A 22238-nucleotide genomic window follows, 5' to 3' on the forward strand; every position below is an offset into this window, starting at 1 on the left:
TAGCATTCAAAAATCTTTCTTCATTCCAAAGATATGAAAAATAGTAAGGGAAAAGGGAGACTTATGACAAAATTGAAAATGGTTTTAAACAAAGAGTTTCTTAAAAAGCATCTACTCGAAATAGGAGTTATTTTATGTTTTGTTTTACCGCCTGTAGGTATCATATGGCTTATGTGTATTGGGTGGAATCATTTGAAACATGCAATTGATTTAAAGGTGCCTTTCTACCTTAATGCAACCACTTTTTTGTTTATTTGTTTCGCCATAGCGACGTTAGGGGCGAGCTTTTCTCAGGATAATGAAGCATATTTGCTTATGTTTGCGATGGTTTTAGGATATTTAGGCCTATACCTGTATATTAAAGAACGGGCGACATTGTCTCTTATTCGTCGTTTTAAGTGGATTATGATTTTTGGTGGGGTCTTCATCGTGATTTTCGGTAATATCATGAGAACATTTGAAGTATCGAATGTAATTCTTGGAGGGCTTACTGGGACCATATTTCTTGGACCATCACCAAGTTCTGATGGAAGATTATTTGGATCGGCTTATAATCCTAATTTTGCAAGCTTTCTATTAGTATTGATTCTGTCTTTTTTGTTAGCAGATCAATTGAAAAGACAGAGTCATAAACATATATTTAAATGGGAGTATATATTAATCGTCACGATTATAGTTGGTATCTTTCAAACTGGCTCCCGTGCGGGTATAGGTGTTATGTTTCTTGTTCTGATCTTATTTATGTTAAGACTTTGCCCAAAGATCGGAATGATAGCTACCACGATCCTGCTTATCCTACATAACCAAATTCTTGACCTTCTCCCGAGATTTAATATGCTTTCTGAAGCGATTCATGAAAGAAAAGAGATCTGGGAGACGAGTATTAGAATTTGGAAAGAGTATCCCTTTTTTGGAACAACTCCTTTAGGCTATCGTCATGCCTATGATCAATTTACACATCCGGAACCACATGCCCATAATATTTTTCTAGGATTTTTCACAGAATATGGAACGATAGGTGGTCTAGCGTTTTTATTCATTATCATGACCTTTACGCTAAAGCTTTGTTGTTTGTTATTTATAAATGCGGAAAATAAAACATTACTCAATTTCTTCCTGCTATCACTGCCGGTTATTTTTTTCACAGGAATCTTTGATCACCCGCTTGTATCACCGCAGACAGCCTTATTAACAGTTGTTTTATTAGCATGTTTTGATCGATACACAGGAAGTGTACCATTCCTGCAAAAAACGGTGCTGTATGTTAATTACAAGCTTGTAAGAGTGATATATTTAGAGAATCAGCGTATGACAAGGGTGGAGAAGCAAAGGTAGGGACGGAGGGACAGGTCCCTCGTCCCACTTTGTTTCATTTGGAGTATTAGAGTCTAAGATTTTTATAAGAGAGGGGTGTAGCGTAAAGACTGCACCCCTTCGTTTGTATTTGGGACAATGAACCTGTCCCCGTGGTCCACCTGAATTAGCTGGAGCTGCCCCGTTCGATTAACGTCGGATCGAGTTTAACCTGCACCATATCGGCTGAAACCTCATTTTCCATTCGATCTAATAGAATTTCAATTGTTGTTTTCACCATTTCCTCGATTGGTTGATGAATACTAGAAATCCCCATGATTTTCGCAAGGTACGTATCATCAAATCCGATCACACTGATATCCTCAGGAATTTGAATATTTCTTTCTTTAGCAGCCTTCATAAATTCAAGTGCCATAATATCGTTAGCTGTGAATAGACAAGTGAAATCAAGTGTTTCAACAGAGTTTAAATAGTTCTCAATATCCCGCCTCATTAAAAAGTTGTTTGTTGAGGTTTCTTCAAGCTGGATATAGTTTTTCTGTTGAAATTCGAAACCGTTTTCGTACAAGGCGCTTTTATACCCTAGAAATTTATCATCAGGGACCGTCCCGACAAATCCAAAGGTTTTATGGCCGGAGTGAATAAATTTTTCGCCGACAATCTTTCCTGCTTTCATATGATCAAGTCCCACGCTGTCAAGGGGTTTGCGGTTTTGGGTCATGACGACAGTAGGGATCGCAAGCTTGCTGATTCTCTGAATATTGTATTCTCCAGTAGGGACAAGGATCATGCCATCTACCTGACGAGCGATAAAATTTTGGATGCTTTCCCATTCGGTTATCGGATTATGCTTGGAATTGTGCAGCAAAATACTATAGCCGTTTTTACGGGCTTCAGATTCGAGTGCATCGATTAATTCTACGAAATAAGGGTTATAGGTTTCAGTTAAACATACCCCGATAATTTTTGATTGACTCTTTTTTAATGTTTGTGCGGCTTTGTTTGGAACATAGCCGACTTCCTCGATAACCTGCAGTACTCGTTTCATGGCATCTTCATTTACGCCTGTATTTCCGTTAATCACTCTTGATACGGTCGATTGGGAAACGTTTGCAAGTTTGGCGATTTCTTTCATCGTAAGCTTACTCATAAGTGCTCCTCCGTTTGAATACGTATTCTGATATGTGAATATATTATTCAGCTAATTTCATGTATTTGGTATGGTATATAGACATTATATCACACCGTTTTCTTTATTACTTTAAGTATGATAATGATGATGAACAGTAGTGGAAACGCTTAAAATTATCTGTTGACTTTTATTTTCTCCTATCGTAACATAAAAACCAGAAGGCGTGAATACGTTTTCACCAACTATTCAGACTAGGGGGTCTATGAAAGTATGAAAAAATTAATGTTGTTGGTATCAATCTTAGTTTTATCTCTTTCGTTAATTGCGTGCAGCTCAAATGGTGCAAGTAGCAACGATGACAAAATTGTGATTTGGACACAAGCTGCTGCTGATCATCCAGAAGGTAAGATGTTTGCTGATCGAGTGAAGCGTTATAACGAGGAACATCCTGACAAACCTCAAGTAGAAATTCAAAATATTACACGTGCAGGTGCGGGTTCAGGCTATATAGATAAATTAAATGCAGCGATAACGGCAAATGATATGCCGGATATTTTCACACTGGACGGCCCGGATATTGCGGCATATGTTGATTCAGGTCTTCTTGGTGAGTTAGATGGATATATGAGTGAAGGATTTAAAGAAGGATTCACGGAAGCAATTATTGATCAAGGGACAGTTGACGGAAAATTTTATGGGATGGGCTATTCAGATTCAGGTGTTGCAATCATGTATAACGAAGATATGATCAATGCTCTTCCTGATGATGTAAAAGCGCTGATTCCAGCTGTTGATGAAGATTGGACTTGGGACCAATTTGTTGAGCTTGCTAGAAAAATCGATGACTTTGCGAAAACGACCAACGATCCGGTATTTGAAGGCTATGAAAATGCTGTAAGTCTACTATTACCTGATATTACAGCCGGTGCATATGAAACAGGAACCTATTATTTCACACCGCTTCTTTGGGGAAATGACACAAATATTGTTGGTGAAGATGGAGTCACAGTAGACGGTGTATTAAACAGTGATAAAAGTATTGAAGCTTTAACAAAATATGCTCAATTATTTGCAAAGCCACAGCTTGCAAGTGCATCTGAATCAGAGAAAGCCTTCCATTCTGGAAAAACAGCCTTATCTGTAAGCGGTTTCTGGTATGTGAGTGAATTAACAAGTAACTATCCAAACCTAAAATTCAAAACAGTTCGTTATCCAAAAATGAATGAAAACTATGATGGCTTATACACTCCATCAGGCAGCTGGGCATTTGTTCGTAATGGACAAGAGAAAGATGAAGAGCGCATTAAGCAAGTGGTGGAAGTGATGGAATGGCTAACCAATGACGAAGCATCAGAGGAATATTATCATGCGAACGGTTCGATCCCAACTCGTGTAAATGCAATTGATGTGATTGATACAAATACAGACAATCCATATCATAACGAAGCGTGGACAGTATTGAAGTACCAGGTTGAAAACACGAATAAATCTCGTCCTGTTTCACCGGGGTATCCATACTTATCTGAAACATTTGCAAAAGACGTCATCTTAAAAATCGGTCAAAATAAAGCAACAGATGAAGCGACAATCAAGCAATATGTAGATGATGCTGTGAAAAAAATCGATGTAGAATTTGATAAATATCAAAAATGATCGGTTGAGGGAGAGGTGGGGCGCTGACCTCGCCTCTTCTCTTATAAAGAAGGTTTTGAAAGGATGTGAAGTAATGAAAACGGTAAAGAACTTCGTGAAAGTAAGAAATACAACCGAACATTACCGACAAAGTGAGCATTATAAAAAGGGCGAGGTTGTCTCAGCCTATGGATTTTTAACACCAGCAATGGTGCTAGCCATTCTCTTTATCGTCTTACCTATTATTCTAGCATTTACGTACGGATTTACAGATTACTATTTATTAAAGCCGAACGACAAGCAATTTATCGGCTTAGAAAACTTTACACGCATGCTATCGGATGAAGTGTTGATGAAAAGTTTTATGAACACGATTAAATTTGTTGTGTTTGTTGTCCCGCTTCAGCTTTCCATGGCACTTGGCTTAGCATTAATTGTGAATAAAAAGATCAAGGGTGTTGGCTTTTTCAGAACTGCGTATTTTTCACCGGCAGTTTTATCTCTGGTTGTTATTTCAATTCTTTGGACAGTTATGTTAAACCCAACTTCAGGGCTAATTAATGAAATTTTGGCAAATATCGGACTTCCAAAGCAGCCGTTCCTATCAAGTGCAGATCAAGCAATGTATACCATTGTTGCAATTTCTGCATGGTCCGGATGTGGCTATCAAATGATGATTTTCCTAGCGGGCTTAAAAAATATCGATAATAGTTTATATGAAGCTGCAGACATAGATGGTGCGAACGCGTTCCAAAAGTTTTTATTTATTACGATTCCGTCATTAAAACCAATTTTAATGTTTTTAGTGATCACCACAACGATTCAAGCCTTTAAATTGATCGTTCAACCTATGGTCATGACAGGCGGCGGGCCTGATTATTCAACGATGACGATCCTGCAATATATCTATGAATATGGATTTAGACATCGAAACATTGGATATGCAAGTGCGGTCACTCTTATGTTCACTGTGTTCTTAGTGGTTGTGTCAATTGTCATTAAAAAATTATTTAGAGAGGAGCGAGCGGCGTGAAGATCGTCAAGAAATCCTTGTTTTATTTACTCGCATCCGTTGTGGCGTTACAGTTTTTAGTTCCTCTTGTTTGGATGATTTTATCCTCCTTTAAAATTGATGAAGTGATATACAGAGATATCGGCTCAATCTATGCGATTATCCCGAAATTTTCAGATCTATCATTAAAATCCTATACAGAGTTGCTCGGCTTTTATCATATTTTTCAAAATGTCGGGAACAGCTTGATCTATGCATCAATCACGGTTGTCTTTGGCTTAACAATAAATTCTTTGGCCGGTTATGCGTTAGCTAGATTTCAATTTCCGTTCAAAGACTGGATTCTTATTTTTATTATCGCGTTAATGATTGTTCCGATTGAAGCGACAATTCTTCCGTTATTTCTAGTCGTGAATGAAATGGGATTAATTAATACCGTACCAGGCTATTTAATGCCATTTATCATTAATGTGATGAATATTTTCTTATTCAGACAGCATTTTCTATCATTTCCAGGTGAGTTGATTGAATCCGGAAAAATTGATGGACTAAGTGAAATGGGATGCTTCTTCCGAATTGTCATCCCATCAAGCTTAAATATGTATATTACAGTTGGGATTTTAACCTTCCTAGCATCCTGGAATGATTTCTTATGGCCGGTTATGGCTCTGTCAAATGCCGAACTTATGCCAATTCAGGTTGCATTAAATGCGATTTTCAGTGATACGTATAATATTTACACAAGTCATATGATGGCGGCCTTAACGATTGTCACCATTCCAATCGTTGTCCTTTATATCATTTTCCAAAAATATATTGTCGAAGGCTCGATGCAGAGCGGAATCAAATAAACGAGGTGTAATATGAATCGACTACAAAAAGCAAACAACTATATTCAACAAAACAAACATAAAGTACAAAGCCGGCCGCTCTATCATTTTTCACCTGAAATAGGGTGGATGAACGATCCGAATGGATTTGTGTATTACAAAGGAAAATACCATCTATTCTATCAATACTTCCCGTATGATATCGTTTGGAGTGATATGCATTGGGGGCATGCGACAACAGAGAACTTCACCGATTGGGAGCATCTCCCTGTTGCTCTAGCAAACGACAAAGCCTATGATGCAAATGGATGTTTTTCTGGGAGTGCCATTGAAAAGGATGGCAACCTCTATTTGATATACACAGGTCATATCGATCCGAATATAGGCTTTGATCGAGATGAACCAGAAATCGCTGAACGACAATGTGTAGCGATATCCGAAGATGGGGTAACCTTTGAAAAGTATAAGCTAAACCCTGTGATTGGTGAAAAACAATTGCCGGAGGGATACCTTATTTGCGACTTTCGAGATCCAAAGGTTATGGAAGTGGATGGCGTTTATTATTGTGTATTATCGGTAAGAAACACGAAGAGACGCGGCGAAATCATAATGTTTAAATCAACAGATCTTCTAGAATGGACTTTTCATTCTTCTATTTACCAATCAAAGTTTGAAGAAAACACCTTATTAGAATGTCCGGATTTGTTCCGAATGGATGGCAAGGATGTTCTATTATTCTCTGAAATGCCATGTGACCCTGAATTTGCAGAAGAAATACAAAATAAAACAGCATATGTCATCGGTGAAATGGATTTTGAGGAAGGCACTTTTATATCAGAGCGAAAAGGTCTTCTAGATTACGGCCAAACCTTCTATGCCCCGCAATCAACAGAAGGAAAGGATGGCGAACGTTTACTTATCGGCTGGATGCACCGCTGGCATGAAACAACACCGCCAAAGGAATACGGCTTTAACGGAATGATGTCACTGCCGAGAAAGCTAAGCATAAAGGATAATCAGCTCATTCAACAGCCTTTTATTGATACAGAAACCTATTTTTCCTCAAAGGTCATTCAGGATCAAGTTCAATTAGGTATTGGGGAGGAAGTAGTGATTGAAGGAAAAGCGGCTAGCTATTTGCAAGTAAAAGTACCTAAATCAAGTGGAAACTTTACGATCAAACTTAACAAAAGTGAAACAAAATCAACGAATGTAGAGGTCGATGTTGAAAATAATACTCTATTTATTTCATCCGATTATGGCAATCAAGGGCTAATAAGCCTAGAAGAGCTTTCAACAAACAAACATGAAGAAATTTCACTTGAATTCTACCTCGACCTACACTCAGTGGAGCTGTTCATCAATTCCGGTGAAAAAGTCGTCAGCTTCACGGCCTATGATTCAGATAAAGGAAAGGATTTTGTCTTTGCTGGGACGGGGGGACAGGTTCCTTGTCCCGCGTTATTTCAATTTGTGTATCGGGATTGAGGGTTCTTCGGGTTCATTCTAATAAAGTTGTTGAGGGTGCAGGGTGGAGACTGCACCCTTTAGTACTATCAGGAGGTATTAAAACCTTAAACAAAAGGGCCAAAGCTCATCTCTTCATCCTATTGAAAATCGTTCTAAAATATTCTCGTGAAATTGATTGATTAACTGCCTAACTTTTTGGTAGTCCTCTATTGAAACGGCCTCATATATTTCCTTATTCATTGAATTTGCGGAATAATGAGGTTTATGTGGTGTTCTCTTGAAGTTAACAATTGAAAAACGAAGGATCTTATCAAAGAAGCCATCGATAATTTGGAGCATTGCTTGGTTACTCGTCCCAGATATCATGGTTCGTAAAAAGGAAATTGAGTGTGTTGAATACCCAATATAGTCATGTTGAGCCGTACATTCTAGTTGCTGGTCAAGATGATGCTTTAATAACTCAACATCAATTTGCAAGAGCTTTTCATCCATATGGTGAAATTGATAGTGCTGAAAGGATATGATGACTTCCATTATATCAAGAAACTCTTTAATCGTGATTTCCTTCACTAGAATTCCTCTGTTTTTGACTGTTTCAAGATAGCCTTCCGCTTCTAGTCGAGAAATCGCGCTGCGGACTGGCGTGCGGCTCATTTCAAGCAGCTGGGCTAATTCATTTTCTGATAATAATGTACCTGGAAGATAGTCTCCCTTTATCAATAGTTCTCTTAAAGATTCATAAGCTTTCTCTTGAAGGGGCTTCATGTTAGATCTACTTTCCTTCCTCTTTTCTAAATTCTTGAAGTGTGGCTGGGCGCTTGCGCTTTTCTTATACTATCAGAATTTATAAGTTTTGTACTTAGTTTTAGTGTCTAGCTCCAGCGCCTAGCCCCGAAGCACAGGAAGTGCAAGTGCAGTCGTTGCGACAGGACGTCGCGATTTTAGACTGCCTCGAGGTCATAAGCCAATTTGGAATTGAAGGTAAAGAACACCTTCTATTCCAAATCGTCTTATGCTTGTCGGGGCTGATCAAGGCGCTTGCGCTTTTCTAAGATCATATCTTTTCCGACCTTTTCTTGCAATCTATTCCATTATACGATAAAGCTTTACATTTTTTACGAATATTCATAAATGATTTAAGTTTTCTTAATAATAGATTAATAATGTTTCGTTAAGCTTTTATTAGGTTGTATACAACTTTGGATACAACTATAACACATAATCGAAAGGATCGATAATTTATGAAAAAAGGGTTTTTAAGTCTTTTAATTCTAGTTCTTTTTGTGGTTACTGGTTGTTCAAGTGGTTCGGTAAGTGGAGAAACAACGACGGAAAATGGTTGGCCTGAAGTATTAAGGATTGGGATGATGGCTACAGAAGAGGATAATGCTTTAGCTCGTTCGTCAAAGGCCTTTGCTGAGGATTTAGGCAAGGAGTTAGGCATTGAAGTGGAAATCTTTGAAGGTCAGGATTACAACATGATGATTGAAGCGATGAGAGCAAAGAAAATCGATATTACGAACTATGGTCCTTTCGGCTATATCATTGCGGTTGAAAGAAGTGGAGCGAAGCCTCTAGCGATTATGGGACAAAGTGAAGAATCTGCTATGTATAGCAGTGTGATTGTCGTACCAAAGGATTCAGAGGCTAAGTCCCTAGAGGATTTAAAAGGAAAGAATTTTCTCTTTGTTGATCCGGCATCAACTTCAGGTCATTTATTCCCAAGAGCAACGATGTTAGGAGAGCTTGGTATTGAAAATGATGAGTTAGAAGGATATTTCAATAGTGTTGCTTATTCAGGAGGTCATGATAAATCATTATTAGCCATCGCAAATGGGGATGCAGATGGTGCTGCGGTTTGTACTTTCTGTATCGACACATTTGCAGAGTCTGGACTTATTAATGTTGATGATATTCGTATACTTCAGGAAACAGATCCAATCCCTGGGGGACCTTTAACATATCGCGAGGACTTACCAGAGGATTTAGTTGAAAAAATTAGAGAGTTTGCGCTTAGCTATCATGAAAAAAATCCTCAGTATTTTGAAGATATGGGAATGAAGGGATATTTCCCTGTTGAAGATAGTGATTACGATGTTGTAAGAGATACGGCGGAAAAGCTTAATATGTCGCCAGAGGAAATGCTGAAATAAAGGAGGAAAGGCCATGACACTATTACAAATAAACAATTTATCCAAAACCTATCCAGATGGGACATCGGCGTTAAAAGGAATCAATCTTTCTATTGAAAAAGGAGAGTTTGTCGCTGTAATCGGGCCGAGTGGAGCAGGGAAGAGCACACTGCTTCGATCGATCAATCGCCTTGTTGATCCTACAAATGGAGAAATTCTGTTTAACAATCACAACATGGTAACAGTGAAATCCTCTCAATTAAGAAAACAACGCCGGAATATGGCGATGATTTTTCAAGGGTATAACCTAATAGAACGGACATCCGTCTTAAATAATGTGTTACATGGTCGCCTTGGATATATGAACACATTTAGCACACTATTAAGTGTTTTTTCCGGAAAAGATAAAGAAGCGGCAAGACAGCTTTTACAAAGGGTCGGGTTAGAAAGCCAAATGTATAAGAGAGCTGATGAACTAAGTGGTGGTCAAAAGCAACGAGTTGGCATAGCTCGTGCGATCATGCAGGAGCCAGAACTGATTTTAGCGGATGAACCGATTGCGAGCTTGGATCCACTTTCTTCCGAGTTAATTATGAACCATCTCTATACAATTTGTAAGGAAGAGGAAATTGCTTGTCTTTGTAATTTACATCAGGTTGATGTCGCGAAAAAATATGCAACACGAATTATCGGAATCAATGGAGGGCAAAAGGTCTTTGATGGTTCGCCAGCTGAATTGACGGAAGATATTATAGCTGAAATCTATCAATCATCGAAGAAGGTGCTTGTTTCATGAATGCTGTAGATGTTCAAAAGGCCCGTAAGATCAAAAAGCTCCAAACATGGCTAATTGTACTTGGGATAGTCGTGATAACGATATGGTCAGGTATTGAAACGGATTTTTCCTTTGAATCTCTCATTTTTGGTTCGAGGGAAGCGGCAACCTTTGTTTTCACAGATTTATTGCCGCCAGATTTTACTGTCATAACAGGGTTGATTAAGCCGGCACTTGATACCATTTATATGAGTTTCGTTGCGATGGTGATTGGTGCAGTGATTGCTGCATTTCTATCTGTATTTACAGCCGCAACAACGTCACCGCATCCTGCTTTGCAAGTATTTATGCGTGCGTATAGCTCATTATTTCGTAATATTCCGGTTTTGATTTGGACGATTCTTTTGACCGCTTCCTTTGGACTTGGTGCATTAGTAGGGACCCTATCCTTGATTATGGTATCAGTTGGTGTGTTAACCCGTGCATTTGCTGAGGTTCTTGAAGAAATAGATGAAGGACAGGTTGAAGCGATCCGGGCAACAGGTGCTAACTATTTCAAAGTACTTGCACAAGGTGTGTTGCCACAGTTTTCACCTGGTTTTTTCGGGTGGTCGTTGTACATGCTTGAGATCAATGTTCGTGCCTCTACGATTATCGGTATGGTTGGTGGGGGAGGACTAGGCTTTGTCATTCAGTCAAATATTAAATTATTTCAATATGGACAAGTTAGTATGGCGATTATTTTAGTCTTAGTAATTGTTCTTTTAACAGAGTGGCTTACGAACCAAATTAGGGAGCGAATTATATGAAGGGAAAAACAATGTCTATTGATAAATTGTCTAGTATCAACATAGCAGAAGCCAATAAGCCAAGAAAAAATAACGCATTATTGATCGTACTCATTCTAGGAGGAATCTTCTTTTTCTTTTCGCTTAGTCAGTTGCCAATTGACTATAGTAAATTAATCGAGGGTTCGGCGAAATTTCTGTCAACACTCACCGTTATGTTACCTCCAGATATGACCTATTGGCGAGAGGTTTTGCTGGCTGCACTAGAATCTTTACAGGTGGCAATTGTTGGAACAGTCATTGCCATCATATTAGGGCTGCTACTGTCTTTTCCTGCCGCTGAAAATTTAACACCACACCCATCGATAGCTTGGGGAATCAAAGGATTTGCCTCATTCCTGCGTGCGATCCCAACCTTAATTTGGGCACTCATTTTTATTGTAGCAGTTGGAATGGGTCCATTTACTGGGATCCTTGCGATTACAGTAGGAGCAACAGGCATGTTAATTAAAGTATTCTCTCAATCAATTGAAGAAATTGATGAAGGGGTTATTGAAGCTATGAAAGCAACAGGAGCAAGCTGGACTTCGATTGTCATCCATGGAGTGATTCCTACAGTTCTGACGGCATTCTTAGCGTGGTGTATTCTTCGTCTAGAAGGAGACATCGCAGAATCAACGATCCTTGGAGCTGTTGGGGCAGGAGGAATAGGCTGGGAGTTAATGCATGCCATGCGATTGTACAAGTTTGACCAGGCATTCTTTGTTGCTTTAGTGATTTTTGCCATGGTCTTTAGTGTGGAGCTGGTAACAAATCGATTAAAAATGCGTTTGAAAACAAAATGATCGTGGAGGAACCATTGATGACAAATAAACTAGTAGTAAAAGAACGAATTGTAAAATTAGAAGGTAGCTTTAATTTTCGAGATATTGGCGGATACCCAACAAAAGATGGCGGAAAAGTAAAATGGGGAGTCTTATATCGATCAGGTAATTTAAGCAAAATGACTGAAAATGACCTAAAGGTTGTAAATCAATTAGGAATTAAAAAAATCTGTGATCTGAGAGCGATTGGGGAAATCAATAGTGATCCTGACCCTATTTTAAATGAGGCAATATGGCATCATATCCCTGTTATTCAAGATGATTTGTCCATAAAGTATGTAGGGGACCTTATGACTCTTCATGAAAATGGGGTATCAACTGATCTTCTGGTGTCTATGAACCGTGAGATGGTAACTTATACACAAGTGTTTAGAAAAATATTTGAAATATTACTAGATAACCCACAGGACCCTTTGTTATTCCACTGCATGGCTGGAAAAGACCGTACAGGTGCAGTAGCAGCTCTTATTTTAAGTATACTTGGAGTTCCTCGGGAGATCATTATTGAAGATTATTTATTAACCAATCTCTCACTGGATCAGCTGAAAGCAAACCTTGTACATGGTGAGAAACCTCAACTTCAACAAGTGAACCAGGAAGTACTAAACGCATTACTTGAAGCTCGAGTTGAATACATCAGTGCTTTTCTTAATGAAATGGATAGTACCTATTTATCAGTAGAAGATTATGCGAAAAATGGGATTGGGTTATCAGATGATGAGATAACTAGCTTAAGAGATAGTTTATTGGAATAAGAAATAAGGAAGTAGGGATAGGCGTAAAGCGCCTATCCCTATTTTGCAATTTTAACAAATTAACAAGAAAATAGATCTAAAAATCACTTTTTATCAAATAGGTCTAAAGACTTAAAAGTAAATATCTACTAGTTTACCCAAAATATAATAGATTATAATAAATGTAGATTATTAGAAGATTCTGTCAAATATTCGGACATCTTGAAAGTCGGTGAAAAATGATGGTATATGATGGGTTGCTTATTGCCATTTTAGTAGGGTTTATTCGAGGCGGCAGCTTAAAAGGATTTGCAGAGATTCGGTTTAAAATGGGAGGGGTTTTCCCTGCGCTTCTTCTTTTTCAGCTCTGTATCTTCTATTTTCAAAATAAGATTGAATGGGTAGGGGCAATCAGTCAGTTCTCCTTTATGGCTGTTTATGTGATTGGACTTATTTTTTTATGGATGAATCGATTTCACGCACACTTTAAGTTCATTTTTGCCGGTGTTCTCTTGAACTTCATTGTAATGGCTGTAAATGGAGGGAGAATGCCTGTTTCAGGTGAGGCTGCTCTGCACTTAGACCCTTATTATTTGGAAACATTAAAAAACAGCTTATATGCAAAACACACACTTGTCACGGAATCAACGATTTTCTCTTTTTTAGGTGACATTATTCCATTAAAAGCACCGTATCCAAGAGAGCAGATCATTAGCATTGGTGACGTTGTGATGAATATAGGCGGCTTTCTTGCTATTCAAGCGGTTATGCTGCGTAAGAAGGAAACAACGGCACCAATAAATGGCACATCAAAGGAGGTGAAAATATAATGAAAAATAAAACAAAAAATGCTATTCTAAACATAATTATTATTGGTTCTGCTATCGTAGCATTAACTTCAGGGTGGAAATTCTGGTAAGCATAAAAAGAGGGAATCTGTGGTTCCCTCTTTTCTACTATTGTATGTTGTGAGTGTGATAAAAATGGTGCTTAGTCGTCAAAATCTCTATATTGCTTTCATATGTGTATTGAGCTTGTTCCTTCTCTTTATGCATATTCCTCTTCAAGTTGAGGAATTATCAAATTGGGTCTTAATTTATACGCTTATTGGAGCGATTCTTCTCTTAAATCATTTCAATATTATTCTTCCATCTGGAAATTCTCTATCAATGGACTCTGCCATTTATTTAGCTTGTATCTTTTTGTTCGGATTCAATGTACCTCTGCTTGTTTTATTGATTAGCAGTTTATCTTTTTTCCTGATTCGCTTTAAGCTTGAATGGTGGAAGCATTTGTTTAATTTTGCGAACTACTCCATTATGATTGTTTCTACATACTACGCTTTTATCGCAACTGGTGGAATCGTTGGAAGCATAGACATTACAAACCTCTGGCCTTATACCCTTTCGTTAACGGTTTATTTTTTCTTGAATGTCGTTATTATGTGGCTTTTCTATTTCTTTGCTAGTAAGCAGCCTTTTGGTGCGGTTTTTCAAGGTTTTATGAAGAAAGAAGATATAAAAGAAGCGTTTATTAGTTATTTATGCACATTGGTGCTTTCCCTTGTCTTAACCATTGTCATCCGTGAACAGCCAATATTCGGAGTTTTCTTATTTATCTCTTTATCGATCACGCTGTCGTTAGCCTTTCAAAAAGTATTTTCATTATATAAGCATGAAGAAACAAGAGCACAAAAAGACTTTTTAACAGGTCTTTATAATCATGGATACTTTAAACAAACGCTTGATGAATTCATTAAAAAAAGTGAAACGGGACAGCCCTTTTCAATTGTATTAATTGACTTAGATGATTTTAAGAAATACAACGATTTTAATGGACATGTTCAAGGAGACGAGCTGTTAGCATTCTTTGGAAGTTTCTTATCCGAAAAAGTGAAGGATCTTCCCTATATTGCCGCTAGATACGGCGGGGAAGAATTCGGTATCATCATGCCTGAAACAAGCCAAGAAAAAGCGCAAACTTTTATGAACAAAATACGGAAGGAATACAATGATACCCATTTCAAGGGTGTCGACATTCTTCCGCTTGGCTGTCTGTCCTTCTCGGCTGGAATTGCAGAGTATGAAAAAGGGACTTACGGCGCTTCAGAGTTATTGTCAAAGGCTGATAAAGCCCTTTATTATGCAAAAGCGGAAGGGAAAAACAACAGCCAAATCTATAAGGAAGGCCATTTCAACCTCCAAGGACTTCAAATTAAAGAGGAAATTGACGGACTCGAGCAACAGCTGCAGATCTTCTTATCAAAAGACATTTACACATACCAGCACAGCAAACGAGTTTTCAAGTATGCTGTTGATCTTAGTGATCAGCTGCAGCTAAATGAGGATGAAAAACGAAGATTGATCTTAGGTGCTCTCGTCCACGATATTGGAAAGCTGGAAATTCCACGTGACGTGATCAATAAAAAAGGGAAACTGCAAGTGCACGAGTGGGAAATGATGAAAAAGCATGTCACCTACGGAAAGGAAATTATAGGCTCTACCAAAAAATATGACGATCTTCTTCCGCTTGTCGAGCTTCACCATGAACGCTACGACGGAAAAGGATATCCATATGGACTCAAAGGTGAAAACATTCCGAAGCTCGCACGTATTCTCTGCATTATCGACTCCTTTGACGCCATGACAACCGAGCGGCCTTATCAAAAAACGAAGACATTCACAGAAGCGATTACAGAGCTGCGCAGATGCTCAGGTCAGCAGTTTGATCCTGCTTTTGTTGAGGCTTTTATTGAGATGGTGGAACATAGGGACAGGTAAACTGTCCCAAATTTCATTTGTAAACTTAAACAATAATTTTGAAGGAATTCAATTTAATAAGTAGAATAAATTAAGATGCTAGAGTTAACCTCATTTTCACCTCTATTTTCTCGTTTATCCCAACCCCTGAACAATCTTATTTGGACCCGGAAATCTAAAGTGTGGTGATCCCAATCCCGAGAGTAGCAAGGAAAAAGAGCCCGAACGGCATGTATCATATTATGCTTAGAGGAATCAATCGACAAACAATTTTTGAAGATAACCAAGACCGTTTTAGGTTTTTAGAAGTATTAAAAAAGTATAAAGTAATTTGCCATTTTCATCTTTACAGTTATTGTTTAATGGATAATCATGTTCATCTTTTAGTGAAGGATCATGAAGGCAATATTTCAGATGCTATAAAGCGAATAAGCTCAAGCTATGTGTTTTGGTACAATATGAAATATGAGCGCTGCGGTCATTTGTTTCAGGAACGTTTTAAAAGTGAAAATGTAGATAGTATTAGATATTTTTTAACGGTTCTTCGTTATATCCATCAAAATCCTTTAAAAGCCGGTTTATCTACTAATGTCTTTGAATGCCAATGGACAAGCATACATGAGTTCATTGATAAGGCAATCATTGTTGATGTAGATTATCCACTTCAATTTTTCTCCCCAGACCGAACGCAATCCCTTATTTTGTTTAAAGAATTTATGGGAAAACCTAATAATGATCAATGCTTGGAAGATACCGTAAAAACTAGGTTATCTGATGATGAAGTAATACAGTACTTATCCCAATTAGGTGTGCCCGCCAAAAGTGTTTTGCAGCACATGAATAGAAATGATAGAGATTCGATCCTAGCAGAGCTTAAAGGTTTAAATGGGGTGAGCTTAAGGCAGGTAGAAAGAGTAACTGGGATTTCGAAGAGTGTGATACAGCGTGCCAGGAAATAAAAGCAGGAGATGACTGTATGTCAGAAAAGTAATGGGTATTAGAGTGTACAAGTTCAAGTTGAAGTTCAAGTTCAATCTCTTGATATGGGAGGAGACTTTATCATAGCGGGCTTATGTAGGTGGTACAGAGGGACCTGTCCCTCTGTACCACCTTATTTAAAAAATTCTTCTATTGAATTTGCCATTGCCTGTGCTCTTTGGTCTTGTATATTTGAATCCATGAGTGTAGACAGCTCTTTACTGTTAGACATAAAGCCAAGTTCGATTAACAGTGAAGGCATTTTCGTCCAGCGTGTTACATATAAGTTATGATCTCTTGTCCCATCGTTATTTATCCCATGAGAGGTTAGAGCTGCTGCAACTTTAGGTGCTAAGTTCTTACTTTGAAGGGCTGCTGTACTAGGTGTAGGGTCGTACGAGATGACATTACCAGCGTAGCTTACATCCTTTGTTCCGCTTCCGTATTTAATTGTAAAGGTTCTTTGAGCAGTGTTTTCTCTTACGAATGAATAGTTTTTACCGTTATATACAACATAAACATCTTTTGTTTCTATAGCAGGGCGATACGTACTATAATGAACGCTTAATCCGTTTTCGGAGGAGCTGACATTTGCATCATGATGGATGCTTATAAATAAATTAACATTATGATTATTAGCAATTTTTGCACGATCTTCAAGAGAAATAAATTTATCATTGTTAGGATCTCTAGTGTAAAGAATCGTAGCACCTTTTTCTGTTAATTTATTTGCTAGTTTTTTAGTAAAGTCCATGTTCAATTTCTTTTCATATACATTGCCTCTTACAGCACCTGGATCTGAGCCGCCGTGTCCTGCATCGAGTATAATTTTTTTACCTACTAAAGGTAATACCCCTGTTAATTCTAAATAATTATTGTGAGGCACTGAAACAGGCCCGCCTAGGATTGTTATATTCGTAATTTTCTTACTTTTGATGATGGATTTAATAGATTCTGGTGCGTTTTTTGGATTTGTTAAGAGTAAAGGAGCGTTATTCTTTGCCGCTAGTACAGATCCTGTTAAAGCATCAGCAAATGTTAACCCTGTAGCTAAATATGCCTTTTGTGTTGACATGTTAAGAGTATTGATAATATTTGCTGCTACTTCATAGCGGTCTTTTCCGCCAATTCTTTGTTTACCAGGTAGTTGGTTATAAACTGTTGCACTAACACTTTTCTCTCCACCGACAACGAGGGTTCTTTGAATGCCTTTTTCAGATAGAGCATTTTTAGTTATAGGAGGAAGATTTTTTGTGTCAGTTAGTAAAATTGGAAATCCATTTTTAGAAGCATAAGGCGATATTGCTAATGCATCTGCGAAGTTATACCCATAAGCTATAATGGCTGTGTTTGTATTGTCGAGTAATTTTGCAATGTTATAAGATACTTCGAAGCGGTCTTTTCCGCCAACCCGTGTTACATTGGAAATGTTTAAATTTTTTATACCTTTTACTACATTTTCTGATACACTTTTTGGACCACCTACAATAATAACGTTTGAGGGCTTAAGACGTTGAATTTCAGTCTTTGTTATCTGGGTTAAACCCTCGCTATGTGTTAATAATATTGGAGCATTTTTTTGAAAGGCTAAAGGACTTGCTGATAAAGCATCTGCAAAGGCATTTTGATTAGCAATAATGACAGTCTTTGATGTTGTCCATCCCTTCTTCGAGATATTTACGGCAACCTCAAATCGATCCTTTCCAGACAGCCGTTCTGGAGTTGAAGTAGCGGAAACTGAAGAAATTGCAAAAAGTAAAATGAAACAAATAATTGCAATCTGACTTAGTTTTTTCATATTTTTCCTCACTTTTCTATTATACTTTTAATACCATAATCTATTATATAGTAAAATGAAAAAGTTCTAAATAACTATTGTTTTTAATTGATCTAAATAAATATAGGTATTTCCACCTATTTCATACAAGTGGTTGGTAATGCTTTTGTTTAGGTTATTTTTAAGTTGCTTTTAAAGATAGGGGTACTTGTCATAATATTATTTTTTGAAGATGCCTTTTCTAATAGACTTCGAAAAGCTTCTATTTAATAACAGGAATTTTCGTAATATCTATGTAATGGTTCATTTTTATATAATTGTGTTATAATCTAATTTGTTTTAGAGCAATCTAAAATTATCTCTCATTGGGCAGACTTATTATAAAATGTAATGGACATTGAAATGAAGGAATTAAGGATATTGAAATACCATAGTATTGAAGGAAAAACAAAAATGCTTGTTTTCTAAATATCAAGTGTTCAGTTCAGAGTTGACTTTGGTAATGACTTTCATAAATAATTTATTGCAGATAGCTATTTTGTAAGGGAGTATAAAATCATGAAAATAACAATTGCTGGTACGGGCTATGTTGGGTTATCGAATGCTGTTTTATTAGCTCAGCATAATGAAGTAATTGCCCTTGATATTATTCAAGAAAAAGTAGATATGATAAATAATAAAAAGTCTCCAATTATGGATAAGGAGATTGAGGAGTTTCTTGCAACAAAAGAATTAAATTTAACAGCAACAACTGATAATCATACAGCATTTAAAGATGCGGAGTATGTTATCATTTCTACGCCTACAAATTATGATCCAGAGAAAAATTATTTTAATACAAGTAGTGTTGAAGCTGTAATAGAAAATGTTTTATCAATAAATCCGAATGCAGTAATGGTGATTAAGTCTACAGTTCCAGTTGGTTATACAGAGAGTGTCCGACAAAAATATGATACAAATAATATTATTTTTTCACCAGAGTTCCTAAGAGAGGGTAGGGCTTTATATGATAACCTCTATCCTTCACGAATAATTGTTGGGGAACAATCTGAAAGAGCACGAGTTTTTGCTGATCTTTTAGTAGAAGGTGCTGAAAAAGAGGACATAGATGTCTTATTTACAAATTCAACAGAAGCAGAAGCAATCAAATTATTCGCTAATACATACTTAGCGATGAGAGTTGCTTTCTTTAATGAATTAGATTCTTATGCGGAAGTAAGAGGATTAGACTCTAAACAAATTATTGATGGTATTGGATTAGATCCGCGTATTGGTACTCATTACAACAATCCATCCTTTGGTTATGGAGGCTACTGTCTTCCAAAAGATACAAAGCAGCTGCTTGCTAACTATAAGGATGTTCCAAACAATATTATGACTGCCATCGTTGAAGCCAACAGAACAAGAAAAGAACACATTGCAGATATGATCCTTAAAAGAGATCCTAAAATAGTTGGAGTTTATCGACTTACGATGAAGATGGACTCAGATAATTTTAGACAATCTGCGATCCAAGGTGTTATGAAACGTATTAAAGCTAAAGGTGTTGAGGTTGTCGTATATGAGCCGGCACTTCAAGACGATGAATTCTATGGTTCAAGAGTTATTAAAGATTTTGAAGAGTTTAAGGAAATTTCTGACGTCATTGTAGCCAATCGCCTAACAGATGACTTACGTGAGGTAGAAGATAAGGTATATACAAGAGATTTGTTTAGTAGAGATTAATTTGATAAAAAATAAAGAGTAAAAGCTACCTATTAGGTGGCTTTTGCTTTGTGGTTTGATATTGCTTTTTTAGTGAATCGTCTATGAGCTCTGGCTTTCCATATCCCTGGTTTATTTTGAATATAGACTTTCAGAAGAGGTTATATGATAATAGGAGTATTGATATTTTTCTGTTAGGTAGAAAGGTGGAACGACATGATAGATATCCATTGCCATATTCTAGACGGGATCGATGATGGTGCCCAGGATGTTGATGCTTCGATGAAGATGATCAAGCATGCAGCGAACGAGGGGATTACGAAAATTATTGCTACACCACATCATAAAAATGGGAAATATGATAATATTGCTTCGTCTATTAAAGATAAGGTCATAGAGTTGAATCAAATGATTAAGCAGCAACAGCTTCCGATAGAACTATTACCAGGACAGGAACCGCGAATTTATGGAGATCTTTTGGAAGATTATGAGAAAGGTGAAATCCTGACGCTTAATCATTCAAAGTATCTTTTTATTGAATTGCCGTCAAATCACGTTCCTAGATATACAAAAAAACTATTATTCGATATTCAGCTGGCAGGACTTTCTCCGATCATTGTTCACCCTGAAAGGAACTCAGAGATCATTGAGAATCCTTCAATTTTATATAAATTAGTTGAACAAGGTGCCGCGACTCAAGTGACTGCATCTAGTGTCACAGGCCATTTTGGAAAGAAAATAAAGAAGTTTTCCCTTCAATTAATTGAAGCAAATCAAGCACATTTTATCGCATCTGATGCACATAATCTTTCAGGACGGACCTTCCGATTACGAGAAGCCTATGATGAAATCGAGAAAGAATTTGGACGTGAGCTGGTTTATATGTTTAAGGAAAATGCTGAGCTCGTCGTTGAAAACAGTACAATCTACCGACAACCGCCTCAAGAGATACGACGCAAGAAATTTTTGGGGATATTTTAAAGGACATGGATGAAAGATTCCATGTCTTTTTTTGTGTGCAAATAAAAATAGACTATCTTTAATAAAGTCTCATTTCCTCTCAAATACCATAATCCCCTGTCAATTCTATTAACGCTAGAATTTCAATTATTCCCTTTACAAAAAATTTTCAAAATATTAACTTTCCGTATAATGTTGCTTAACATCAATCTATTAAACTTTAATATGGTGAAGATTATGAAGAATCTATGAAAAAAGAAAGAGATCAATTAAAACGATGGATTTAACATTTAAACAAAAACAACATGCTTAAGGAGGAAGTTAATATGAATAAATTAAAAAGCGGATTACTATTATCCCTTGTATCTCTTGCACTTGTAGGTTGCGGGAGTGAAGAAAGCAGCACAAATAGCGGAAGTGAAGCGGGAATTGAAGGAGATTTATCCTTTTATACATCTCAACCAGATGAAGATGCTCAAAAATTAGTTGATGCATTCACTGAGAAATATCCAGATGTAAAGGTACAAACATATCGTTCTGGAACAGAAGAGGTCATTAGTAAAATTAAAGCTGAACAGAAAGCGGGAGATGTTCAAGCAGATGTGTTGCTTGTTGCAGATTCTGTTACCTTTGAGGATTTGAAGGAAGAGGATTTATTACTTGAATATAAGTCAGAGGAGCTAAGTGAGATCCCTTCAAATTTAGTTGATCCAGATGGCATGTATGCAGGGACAAAAGTAATGGCTACAGCATTAGTCGCGAATACGTCGAATGTGACCGAAATGCCTGACTCATGGAATGTATTAACGGATGAGAGCTCAAAAGGTAAAACGATCATGCCAAGTCCGTTTTATTCAGGTGCTGCAGCCTACAATTTGGGTGTATTCACACGAAATGAAGCGTTTGGATGGGATTATTTTAAGAGCTTAAAGGAAAATGACATGACCGTGACAAAAGGAAACGGGGCAGTACTTCAGGCTGTTGCCGATGGTGAAAAATCATATGGGATGGTTGTGGACTTTATTGTGGCACGTGCAAAAGCAGAAGGTTCCCCAGTTGAACTGATCTATCCAAAAGAAGGGGTGCCAGTAATAACTGAACCAATCGGGATTATGAAGGATGCTGAAAATGAAGAAGCAGCAAAAGCATTTGTTGATTTTGTTTTATCAGAGGAAGGCCAACAATTAGCGGCCGACCTAGGATACACACCAATCCGTAAAGGTATTGAAGCTCCAGAAGGCTTACAAACAATTGAGGAAATGAACGTAATAGACGCAGATATTAGTGAGTTATATCAAGCCAGAGAAGATGATAAAAAGGAATTTGAAACAATTTTTGGTCAATAAAATGAATGAGG

19 protein-coding genes are annotated in these 22238 nt (G+C 37.3%); 16 read left to right on the top strand and 3 right to left on the bottom strand.

Annotated features, from left to right (window positions below):
• The first annotated feature begins 63 nt into the window (after window positions 1-63).
• A complete protein-coding gene (locus AC4GZ8_RS12920) occupies window positions 64-1335 on the top strand; it encodes an O-antigen ligase family protein (RefSeq protein ID WP_491082275.1) in 1272 nt (423 codons plus the stop codon).
• Window positions 1336-1480: 145 nt separating this feature from the next.
• On the opposite strand, the gene AC4GZ8_RS12925 is transcribed toward AC4GZ8_RS12920, so the two are convergent.
• A complete protein-coding gene (locus AC4GZ8_RS12925; RefSeq protein ID WP_491082277.1) occupies window positions 1481-2464 on the bottom strand; it encodes a LacI family DNA-binding transcriptional regulator in 984 nt (327 codons plus the stop codon).
• Window positions 2465-2716: 252 nt separating this feature from the next.
• Between AC4GZ8_RS12925 and AC4GZ8_RS12930 the strand changes: the two genes are divergently transcribed.
• The 4 genes from AC4GZ8_RS12930 to AC4GZ8_RS12945 all read left to right on the top strand — a co-directional run bounded on the left by AC4GZ8_RS12930 (window position 2717) and on the right by AC4GZ8_RS12945 (window position 7408).
• Window positions 2717-4099: an extracellular solute-binding protein gene (locus tag AC4GZ8_RS12930; protein ID WP_491082278.1), complete on the top strand. Its 1383-nt coding sequence runs from the start codon at window positions 2717-2719 to the stop codon at window positions 4097-4099.
• A gap of 73 nt (window positions 4100-4172) precedes the next feature.
• Window positions 4173-5111, top strand: coding sequence for a carbohydrate ABC transporter permease (locus tag AC4GZ8_RS12935; RefSeq protein WP_491082279.1), 939 nt, complete (start codon window positions 4173-4175; stop codon window positions 5109-5111).
• Window positions 5108-5941 carry a carbohydrate ABC transporter permease gene (locus AC4GZ8_RS12940; RefSeq protein ID WP_491082281.1) on the top strand — a complete coding sequence of 278 codons (834 nt, stop codon included), beginning with the start codon at window positions 5108-5110 and terminating at the stop codon, window positions 5939-5941. The genes AC4GZ8_RS12935 and AC4GZ8_RS12940 overlap by 4 nt, the downstream gene beginning before the upstream one ends.
• A 12-nt stretch (window positions 5942-5953) precedes the next feature.
• On the top strand, window positions 5954-7408 hold the full coding sequence (locus AC4GZ8_RS12945; protein ID WP_491082282.1) for a glycoside hydrolase family 32 protein: 1455 nt from the start codon (window positions 5954-5956) through the stop codon (window positions 7406-7408).
• Window positions 7409-7522: 114 nt separating this feature from the next.
• Here the strand turns inward: AC4GZ8_RS12945 and AC4GZ8_RS12950 are convergent, their stop codons facing one another.
• Window positions 7523-8155 (bottom strand): GntR family transcriptional regulator, encoded by a 633-nt coding sequence (locus tag AC4GZ8_RS12950; protein ID WP_491082283.1) that lies wholly within the window; start codon window positions 8153-8155, stop codon window positions 7523-7525.
• A 476-nt stretch (window positions 8156-8631) separates the two neighbouring features.
• Here AC4GZ8_RS12950 and AC4GZ8_RS12955 point away from each other — a divergent pair, with 476 nt between their 5' ends.
• The 8 genes from AC4GZ8_RS12955 (at window position 8632) to AC4GZ8_RS12990 (ending at window position 16421) form a co-directional block, all read left to right on the top strand.
• Entirely contained in the window at window positions 8632-9543 is a 912-nt protein-coding gene (locus AC4GZ8_RS12955) for a phosphate/phosphite/phosphonate ABC transporter substrate-binding protein (RefSeq protein WP_491082284.1), read from the top strand.
• A gap of 13 nt (window positions 9544-9556) precedes the next feature.
• Window positions 9557-10318 carry a phosphonate ABC transporter ATP-binding protein gene (phnC, locus tag AC4GZ8_RS12960; protein ID WP_491082285.1) on the top strand — a complete coding sequence of 254 codons (762 nt, stop codon included), beginning with the start codon at window positions 9557-9559 and terminating at the stop codon, window positions 10316-10318.
• The gene (phnE, locus tag AC4GZ8_RS12965; RefSeq protein WP_491082287.1) at window positions 10315-11106 is read left to right on the top strand and encodes a phosphonate ABC transporter, permease protein PhnE; all 792 of its coding nucleotides are present in this window, start codon (window positions 10315-10317) and stop codon (window positions 11104-11106) included. Before phnC ends, phnE (AC4GZ8_RS12965) begins: the two co-directional genes overlap by 4 nt.
• Entirely contained in the window at window positions 11103-11930 is an 828-nt protein-coding gene (phnE, locus tag AC4GZ8_RS12970) for a phosphonate ABC transporter, permease protein PhnE (protein ID WP_491082288.1), read from the top strand. The genes phnE (AC4GZ8_RS12965) and phnE (AC4GZ8_RS12970) overlap by 4 nt, the downstream gene beginning before the upstream one ends.
• A 17-nt stretch (window positions 11931-11947) precedes the next feature.
• Window positions 11948-12724 carry a tyrosine-protein phosphatase gene (locus tag AC4GZ8_RS12975; RefSeq protein ID WP_491082289.1) on the top strand — a complete coding sequence of 259 codons (777 nt, stop codon included), beginning with the start codon at window positions 11948-11950 and terminating at the stop codon, window positions 12722-12724.
• Between the two features lie 221 nt (window positions 12725-12945).
• Window positions 12946-13533 (top strand): DUF5317 domain-containing protein, encoded by a 588-nt coding sequence (locus tag AC4GZ8_RS12980; RefSeq protein WP_491082290.1) that lies wholly within the window; start codon window positions 12946-12948, stop codon window positions 13531-13533.
• A gap of 153 nt (window positions 13534-13686) precedes the next feature.
• Complete coding sequence (locus AC4GZ8_RS12985) at window positions 13687-15483, top strand: diguanylate cyclase (protein ID WP_491082291.1); 1797 nt, start codon at window positions 13687-13689, stop codon at window positions 15481-15483.
• Window positions 15484-15644: 161 nt separating this feature from the next.
• Window positions 15645-16421 carry a transposase gene (locus AC4GZ8_RS12990; RefSeq protein WP_491082292.1) on the top strand — a complete coding sequence of 259 codons (777 nt, stop codon included), beginning with the start codon at window positions 15645-15647 and terminating at the stop codon, window positions 16419-16421.
• 152 nt (window positions 16422-16573) lie between these two features.
• On the opposite strand, the gene AC4GZ8_RS12995 is transcribed toward AC4GZ8_RS12990, so the two are convergent.
• Window positions 16574-18238 (bottom strand): N-acetylmuramoyl-L-alanine amidase, encoded by a 1665-nt coding sequence (locus tag AC4GZ8_RS12995; RefSeq protein WP_491082293.1) that lies wholly within the window; start codon window positions 18236-18238, stop codon window positions 16574-16576.
• A gap of 537 nt (window positions 18239-18775) precedes the next feature.
• On the opposite strand from AC4GZ8_RS12995, the gene AC4GZ8_RS13000 reads away from it, so the two are divergent.
• From AC4GZ8_RS13000 to AC4GZ8_RS13010, 3 genes are all read left to right on the top strand, one after another.
• Window positions 18776-19942 carry a nucleotide sugar dehydrogenase gene (locus AC4GZ8_RS13000; protein ID WP_491082294.1) on the top strand — a complete coding sequence of 389 codons (1167 nt, stop codon included), beginning with the start codon at window positions 18776-18778 and terminating at the stop codon, window positions 19940-19942.
• Between the two features lie 195 nt (window positions 19943-20137).
• Entirely contained in the window at window positions 20138-20902 is a 765-nt protein-coding gene (locus AC4GZ8_RS13005) for a tyrosine-protein phosphatase (RefSeq protein WP_491082295.1), read from the top strand.
• Between the two features lie 305 nt (window positions 20903-21207).
• Entirely contained in the window at window positions 21208-22227 is a 1020-nt protein-coding gene (locus AC4GZ8_RS13010) for an ABC transporter substrate-binding protein (protein WP_491082296.1), read from the top strand.
• Window positions 22228-22238 lie beyond the last annotated feature (11 nt).

The organism is Metabacillus sp. RB-C-LZQ-3-1 (assembly GCF_058315175.1).